This is a genomic window from Bacteroidota bacterium, assembly GCA_036522515.1.
Taxonomy (GTDB): domain Bacteria; phylum Bacteroidota; class Ignavibacteria; order UBA10030; family SZUA-254; genus VBOC01.
The window spans coordinates 437,432-445,963 of record DATDFQ010000043.1 but is presented as its reverse complement, the minus strand read 5'-3'; the positions used below and the strand labels follow the sequence as shown (position 1 = coordinate 445,963).

5 protein-coding genes are annotated in these 8,532 nt (G+C 59.8%); 4 read left to right on the top strand and 1 reads right to left on the bottom strand.

The features are described from left to right. Positions 1-3,162 (bottom strand): hypothetical protein (locus VI215_08310; GenBank protein ID HEY6192308.1); only part of this gene is annotated, 3,162 nt, incomplete at its 3' end. 214 nt (positions 3,163-3,376) lie between these two features. Here VI215_08310 and VI215_08305 point away from each other — a divergent pair. From VI215_08305 to VI215_08290, 4 genes are read left to right on the top strand one after another with little or no spacing between them, the layout of a single operon-like run. After that, on the top strand, positions 3,377-3,589 hold the full coding sequence (locus VI215_08305; protein ID HEY6192307.1) for an ATP-dependent Clp protease adaptor ClpS: 213 nt from the start codon (positions 3,377-3,379) through the stop codon (positions 3,587-3,589). 19 nt (positions 3,590-3,608) lie between these two features. Continuing rightward, positions 3,609-6,425, top strand: coding sequence for an alanine--tRNA ligase (alaS, locus tag VI215_08300; GenBank protein ID HEY6192306.1), 2,817 nt, complete (start codon positions 3,609-3,611; stop codon positions 6,423-6,425). Between the two features lie 43 nt (positions 6,426-6,468). Next, positions 6,469-7,071 carry an SIS domain-containing protein gene (locus VI215_08295; protein HEY6192305.1) on the top strand — a complete coding sequence of 201 codons (603 nt, stop codon included), beginning with the start codon at positions 6,469-6,471 and terminating at the stop codon, positions 7,069-7,071. Positions 7,072-7,080: 9 nt separating this feature from the next. Next, entirely contained in the window at positions 7,081-8,520 is a 1,440-nt protein-coding gene (locus VI215_08290; protein HEY6192304.1) for an undecaprenyl-phosphate glucose phosphotransferase, read from the top strand. Positions 8,521-8,532: the final 12 nt, after the last annotated feature.

The following is an 8,532-nucleotide window of genomic DNA, read 5'->3' as shown; positions in this document are numbered from 1 at the left end:
GCCCTCGGGAGGGACGGGAGGGAGCGCAAAGGAAGCCGATCGATCCGCCCCGGGAGCGAGATAGAGAGTCTGGCTCCTGCCGCCTGCGTCGCCGATGAGGAGGGAAGTGAAGGAACCGAACTCACCGGCAAGCTGAGTGGAAGAGGGAGGGGACGAGGGAGCAGAAGCGGAACCCGAATGGATAACAAGCTGGCCGTCCGAATTGACTTTGACCCAGTAGCCCTTGCCGGGTTGGAGTGTCGTGATCGAGCCGTAACTTCCACCGTACCCGAAGAAGGGCGTGATCACGATTCCCGGCGGAATCTGAACGACGCTGCTGACTGCAAACCCTCTCGAGAGAGCTCCGATGAGATTCCATCCCGTATGGACCTGTATCGTATCCGCCGCCAGAGAATCTCCCGCGTAGGGGGTAAGCTGCGCCCCGCTGAACTTCATCCAGAACCCCTCTCCCGGATTGAGCGAGTCCCGGACCACGTAGCTCGACGCATAGGCAAAAGCGGGGGTGGTCGCCGTCGGAAAGAGTATCGATTTTCTGTTGTTCAGCGGACGGAGACGCAGGGAGGAGAGGTTCCAACCGTCGGTCACGTCGGGAGTAAGGGTGATCGTAAACGAGCTCGTGCTCGAAGCGGCCGGGCTCCCCGAGCCGCTCTGGCTGATGCGCACGCGGGCGTGGGTTGTCGCGATCGAAGGGAGGGTCCATGCATACTGTCCCGATGCTCCCGGGACATTGTCCGCGACCAGGTACCACGTCCCTCCGTCGTCTGTCGAGTATTCGATTTTCAGGAGAGACACCAGTAGTTCAGACCACCGGATGAGCGCAGGCTGGCCTCCGAGCCACACCTCTCCCCCCACCGGAGCAGCAAGCGCGATCGACGCCACACGGGCGAGCTTGCGCTCGAACACGCCGTTGCCGAACGTCGCCGCCCGGAGCGCGGCGTTGGAGCGCGAAACGGTCATGTCGAGCACCATCGCAGGCATCATTCCGCTGCTGAAATCCTCCCAGAGCGTTCCCCCGTCGGAAGAATGGTAGACCCCGAGATCGGTGCCGACGTAAATATTTGATGGTTGCGCCGGATCGACGACGACGCTCTGGTGCGGGATGTCGGGGAGATTGGAGGTGATGTTCGTCCAGCTCTGTCCGACGTTCGTCGATCTGTAAAGATGCCCAGTTCCATAGCCGGAAAAGGTCATATAGACCGTTGAGCTGGTGTTGGGATCGAATTCAATGTCTGTCGGATAGCGGTTCGGAAGCGTCCCTGTCACGTTCGTCCACGATTGTCCCCCGTTGGTCGACGCGAACACCTGGAACGTCGGCGAGCCTGTCGCCGCCATGAGGGTGTCCGAGCTCGTGTAGGAGATACCGATGGATGCGACCCTTGTCCCGTTGAGATTCGCCCCTCCGTTCGGTGCGTACCACGAATCGCCTCCGTTGGTGGTTTTATAGACATTCTTATTTCCGGCATAGAGAACAGTTGCATCGGAAGGGGAAATCCCGAACGGAGCGATAAAGTTGGACACCGCGCCGCCGGTTGGCAGGCCGTTCGTGATCGGGTTGAACCCTCCGCCGTTGACCGACTTCTTCAGCGAGAGAAACACATACTCGTCATACAGAATGCCCGCGTTCGTCGGATCGATCGCACACCAGCCGCCGTCGCCTCCGTCCACTTTATTCCATGTCGTGCTCCCTTCGTACTTGACCACTCCGTTGTCCTGCAGTCCGCCGAGAGCCACCTGGGAATCCGCGACCGCGTTCGCAAATCCGTTATAGAACTGCGTGGTCACGTAACCGCCGTTGCATCCGAAAAAGGTGTCTCCTCCGTCGGTGGTTTTAAACACCCCGCCGTCGCAGCCGAAATAGATCGTGTCGGGATGAGAGGGGTCGAAAGTGATCGCATGGTGGTCGGCGTGAGCGTAGCTGGAAGGTCCTTCGGGGCCCCCGGGCGGCACAGGTCCGAACGCTCCCTGGAACCAATAGGACCCCTGGATGGGGGAATCGCCGCCGGTTGTCGACCGATAGATGTCGAGGCCCGAGGTAAACACCGTAAAGCGATCGGTCGGTTTTACGCCGACCGCGATGTCATACCACCCCTGCGCCGATGTAAAATTTGAATCCGATACCTGCGCCCAGAATCCGCCGTCATCGTCGGACCGGAAGAGTCCGAACGCCGCCCCGGTCGTCGCGTTTGCGACCGCGAGGTAGACGGTCGAAGGATGGCTGGTGCAGATCGAGATCGCCGCCCTTCCAAAATCGGTCCCCGGAAGACCGTTCGCAAGCGGAAACCATTCTCCTCCGGCATCGAGGGTCTGGTAGAGTCCTGCCAGGGCCGTCGAGTTGAGGTTGCCGTGTGTCGCGTAGACTATGGCTGTGTCGGAGGGATTGATCGCGATGTCCATCGCCATCAGCGTCGCGTCGGTGAGAGTCCAATTCGCGCCCGCATCCACGGATTTATAGACGCCCTCGCTCGTCGCCGCATAGAGGGTCTTCGAGTTGCGCGGGTTGATGGCGATCTTCTCGACCGCCGTGATCTGCGAGAAGGTCCACGTCAGCGAAGTCTGGGCCCAGCTCGCGCCTCCGTTCGTCGATTTGAGGATTCCCATTCCGTACGAAGAACGGGCACCCGGCGTCCCGACCACCGCGCCGCGGTAAGGGCCGATCTCCCCCGTTCCGATGTAGATGACATTTGTATTGCCGGGGTCGATGGCGATTGCGCTGACGGAGAGGGTCGGATAGCCGGTCGGGACATAACTCCATGCGGTTGCGCCTTCCCCGCCCGTCGTCGATTTCCAGAGCCCGCCGCTCGCGGAACCGGCCCAGACGACATTCGAATGGACGGGATCGACCGCGATCGAGAGCGTGCGGCCGCCGACGTTGTTGGGCCCGATCGAAACCCAGGGCGGGGTCGCCGTCCCGGAAAAGGGGCCTTTTGCCTCGCGCCGCATCTTTGTTTTCGCATAGGAGGCGGCCTTCTGGAAAGCCCCCTGCGGGATCAGATCGTAGGGAAACGCCCGCTGGTTGTACCACCATTCGAACATTTCGCGCGCATTATCTTCCCGTTCATCCGGAGTTTTATGCGAAGGAGCCGGGCGATGTGCGGTGGAGAGGAGAAACGTGAGGGAGAAGGCAAGCCCTGCCACGAACAGGGTCGCCAGCTTTTTTTTCATAAGAGATGGTGGACGAGAATTAACATGAGTCATACTAATATATCCCTTCAGTGGTCTAAAGTCAATGGATGATCATTGCAAAAGTGGGCGTTTTTTCCTACTATTGTGTCTGACAGCTGTGTTTTTCTCGATTGTACATAGTGCGGAGAGTAATCCTCTATCCGGTTCGGAGGAGGAGCTGGGGATTGAAGGTGCCATCCAGGAGCCTGCGAAAGTGATTCTTTACAATGACGAGGTTCACACCTTCGAAGAGGTGATCGGACAGATCATCAAGGCGACCGGATGCGACTTCCCCCGCGCTGAAGCCCTCACCTGGGAGGTCCACACACGAGGAAAGGCGATGGTCTACGTCGGCGAGATGAAGCGGTGTGTCGAAGTAAGCGGAATCCTCGAAGAAATTGAACTGATGACCCAGATCGAAGTATAGGGCGCGCCCCGGTAATACTATGATGACTGCCAACGAAATACGAAGTGGTTTTCTGAAGTTCTTTAAAGAGCGGGATCATGCGATCGTCCCAAGCTCACCCGTTATACCATACGAAGATCCGACGCTTTTGTTCACCAACGCCGGAATGAACCAATTTAAGGACGTTTTCCTCGGGACGGGGAGACGGGGCTACCGAAGGGCCGTAGATTCGCAAAAATGCATCCGGGTGAGCGGAAAGCACAACGATTTGGAGGAGGTCGGCCGGGACACCTACCACCACACCTTCTTCGAGATGCTCGGCAATTGGTCGTTCGGCGACTATTATAAGCGCGAAGCCATAGAGTGGGCCTGGGAGCTTCTGACCGCCGTGTGGGGGATTGAGAAAAAGCGCCTTTTTGCGACGGTCTATGAGACCGACCATGAGGCGGAAGAACTATGGAAAGGGGTCACCGATATCGATCCCTCGCACGTGCTCCGGTTCGGGAAGAAAGACAACTTCTGGGAGATGGGTGAGACCGGGCCCTGCGGGCCCTGCTCGGAGATCCACATCGACCTGACATCCGATTATTCCGGAGGACACCTCGTGAACGCGGGCGATCCCCGCGTGATGGAGATCTGGAACCTCGTCTTCATTCAGTACGACCGGGACGCACAAGGGACTCTCACTCCGCTCCCGGCGAAGCATGTCGACACGGGGATGGGATTCGAGCGCATCTGTGCCGTGCTACAGGGAAAGAAATCGAATTACGATACGGACGTCTTCATGCCGGTCATCTCGCGAATCGCCTCGATTACGGACAAGCGATATTCGGGATCACCGGATGATCCGCAATCGGAAGTCGACGTCGCCTTCCGCGTGATCGCGGATCACGTGCGCATGCTCTCGTTCGCGATCGCGGACGGTGGGATTCCATCGAACGAGGGGCGCGGGTATGTCATGCGCAGAATTCTCCGGCGCGCCGCCCGCTTCGGCAGGACCCTCGGGATGCACGAACCGTTCATCTACAAGGTGGTTGATGCTGTTGCGAGCTCGATGGGGGATCAGTATCCCGAGATCAGGGAGAAACAATCGCTGATCGAGCGGATGATCAAGGGGGAGGAAGAGAGCTTCAATACGACACTGGACCGCGGGCTGGAGATATTCGAGTCTGTGGTCGGGCGAGTCGGTCCTTCAAAGACATTTCCGGGAGATGAAGCATTCAAGTTGTACGACACCTTCGGGTTTCCGCCCGACCTCACCGGGCTGATTGCGCAGGAACGCGGCCTCACGGTTGATATGAGCCGATTTGCCGAACTCATGAATGCGCAAAAGAGCCAGTCCAAAGTTGTCGCAGGGACATCTGTTGCGGCGTCTGCGGGCGGCGGCAGCGCCGCGACCGCGTCTGTCATTCCGGGCAAGGGGGCGGCTTTGGAATTCACGAAAGACATGGATGCCAAAACCCTCCGGTTTGTGGGGTACGACACCCTGGAGGCCTCCGGCAGTGTCGTGAAATCCGATCGAAACGAACTTGTTGTTGACCCGACTCCGTTCTATGGCGAGTCCGGCGGACAGGTCGGAGACGAAGGAATGATCATCGTCGACGGCAGGAAGCTCGCCGTGATCGCCACCCTCAAGGCCAACGACGCGATGGTCCATGTGCTCGCGGAAGAGATGAAGCTGGCCAGGGGCACGCTCGTCGCGCTGAAGGTCGGTCCGGTCCGCCGCCGCAATGTAGAACGCAACCACACCGCCACACACCTTGTCCATGAGGCGCTCCGCAGGGTGCTCGGGACGCACGCGCACCAGCAGGGTTCGCTGGTGGCGCCGGATCACCTGCGTTTCGATTTTAATCATTTTGAGAGGATCACTCCCGATCAACTGAACGCGATCGAGGATATTGTCAACGAAAAGATCGCTCAATCGGTCAAAGTCGTCGCGCTGAATGACCCGAAGGAATGGCTCACCATCGAGGAGGCGAAGAGGCGGTATCCGAACGTCAAAATGTTTTTCGGCGAAAAATATGGAGACCGCGTGCGTGTCGTTGAGATCGACCCGGCATTCTCGGTCGAGCTCTGCGGCGGGACCCACGTCAAAAGCACGACCGACATCGGGCTGTTCAAGATCGTCGCCGAGTCGGGCATCGCGAGCGGCATCCGGCGGATCGAAGCTGTCACGGGGGAGGGGCTCGAGAAATACATTCAGGGCCGGATTGAGAAAGCCGGCGATCTTGATCACCAGATTGAACGGCTCCTGCGGGAGAAGGAGGATCTTGAGAGGCAGCTCCGCCAGCACACCGTGCACGAACCCTCGCCGGGGCCTTCGCCCGGAGCGATTTCTCTTCCGCCCGGCATGAATTCCCGGGACCGGCTCGCGGCGGTCGACCAGGCGGCCCGCGAGCGGCAGGACGCGCTCGAACAGCTCTCCAAATCGACCCACGACCTCCGGAAGGAGCTGAGCAAATACCGGGTGAAGGAGGCGACCTCGGGCCTCGAGGTGATTATTTCGCGGGGAGTGCCTGTGAACGGATTCAAAGTGGTCTCCGCCCGGATCGAAGCCGGAACTGCGGACGAACTGAAGAGCCTCGCAGATACTCTGAGAGAGAAACTCCCCTCCGGCGTGGGCGTGCTCGGCGCCGTCATCGACCAGAAGGTGGCGCTTGTCTGCGTCGTTACCGACGACCTGATCAAAGAGAAAAAACTTCAGGCGGGAAAAATCGTGGGGGAGCTCGCCAAACGGGTCGGGGGCGGCGGCGGCGGGAGACCCCACCTTGCGACCGCAGGGGGCAAGGACATTTCCAAACTCGACGAGACCCTGGAGCAGGTCTCCGGCATCATCCAGTCGATGCTTTCGGGGTAGTGCGACCGACCCTCCACACGTTCATTTGAGAGTGACCTGACGAATGCCGAAGAACTCCACCACCACCGAAGCCCGGAACCGTTACATCCGGCGGCAGCTCGAGGAGAGCGCCGAAACAAAACAGAACATGTTCGACGCCTGCGCGGCCGGGATCCGGGATGCGCTGAACGCGATCCTCCTTTCGTACAGGAAGGGGGGGAAGGTTCTCCTCTGCGGCAACGGGGGCAGCGCCGCCGATTCGCAGCACATTGCGACGGAGCTCGTCATCCGCATGAGCAAACCCGACAGGCCCGCCCTCGCGGCGATCGCCCTGACGACCGACAGTTCGATGCTCACCGCAGGCGGGAACGACCTCGGGTTTGAGAACATCTTCGCCCGGCAGGTGGAAGGGCTGGGGAAGAAGGGGGATGTGCTGATCGCGATCAGCACGAGCGGAGCGTCGGAGAACGTGAACCGCGCAATCGTCAACGCAACAAAGCAAGGCATGACCGTGATCGGGTTCCTCGGAAAAGGAGGGGGGAAAGCGAAAAAGCTGGTCGATATCCCCATCGTCATCCCTTCGGCCGATACGCAGCGCATCCAGGAGGGGCACATTACCGTCGCGCACATCCTCTGCGGACTCCTGGAACACGAGATGTTCGGATAACCGGCCGGCATGGGGCTCCCTCGCCGAAACGATGTTCTCATTCCGGCCCTCGGGGTGTTGTTCGACGCCGTGGCGGTCGAGTCCGCGTTTCTGATATCCTACTGGCTCCGCTTCGACACATCGCTGCTGAAACTTTTGACGGTCGGGGGGGAGAAGCCCCCGTTCGCGGCGTATCTCTACGGGTCGATCGCCGTCATCGCCGTCTGGCTGATCCTGTTTCAATCCCGCCGCATGTACGGAGCCCGGCGGAACGTTTCCCTGCCGGGTGAGTTCCTCGACGTGGTAAAGCTCGTCTCCATCGGAATGCTGATCGTGATGAGCGGAGCTTTTTTCTACCGGGAATTCTCCTACTCGCGCCTCGTCTTCGGCCTCCTCTGGATCACGTCGGTTGTTCTCATCTGCTCGGGAAGGGCGGTCCTCCATCTCATCGAAAAAAGTCTTTACCGGAGCGGCCGCGATCTCTGCAAGGCGGTCATCATCGGAAGCAGCGACGCGGCACAGAGGATTTTTGAGTCGCTCCATAACCATCCTCTTCTGGGATACCGGCTGGTGGGATGTTTCGCGCCCTCCGCACCGGCGGCCGGAACACCCCTCGCCTCCGTGGCGTATCTCGGCGCGTACAACGAAGTAGCCCCAAGGATTTCGGAAGAGAAGGTCGAGCTGGCCCTGATAGCCCTCCCGCAGGAAGACCACCTGGAACTGTTCCGTATGATGCAGGAATGCGAGGGGCTCAATGTCGAGTTCCTCCTCGTCCCGGACATCGTCGAATTGCTCGCCAGCCGGATGACGGTGAAGGAGATTGAGGGGATTCCCTTTATCAAGGTGAAGGGGATGCCGATGACGTCGTGGGGAAGGATCTCGAAACGCGCGTTCGACCTTGCCCTGACGATCCCCCTTCTGATTCTCTTTTCGCCGCTCTTCCTCCTCCTCGCTCTCTTCATCAGGCTGGATTCGAGGGGACCGGTGTTCTTCCGGCAGGAACGCGTGGGGCTCGACGGAAGGCCGTTCCGTATGCTGAAGTTCCGCTCGATGAATCAGATGGCTGAGTCGTCGACCGGCCCGGTCTGGGCGCGTGATGACGATCCCCGCAGGACCGCCGTGGGAAAATTTCTCCGCGCCTCGAGCCTGGACGAGTTGCCGCAGCTGTTCAACGTGCTGAGAGGGGAGATGAGCCTCGTCGGGCCCCGTCCGGAACGGCCCTTTTTTGTCGAGCAGTTTTCCAGGAAAGACGACCCCGGCAAGACGCCGATCCCGAAATACCTCGACCGGCACCGGATGAAGACAGGAATGACGGGGTGGGCGCAGATCAACGGCTTGCGGGGAAATACCTCGCTCGAAGAACGGGTCCGGTACGACATCTACTACATAGAGAACTGGTCGCTCGGTTTCGACCTCAAGATACTGTTCAGGACCATCGGCGCGCTCTTTTCATCGAATCACGCCGCCTGACGCCACCCCCCG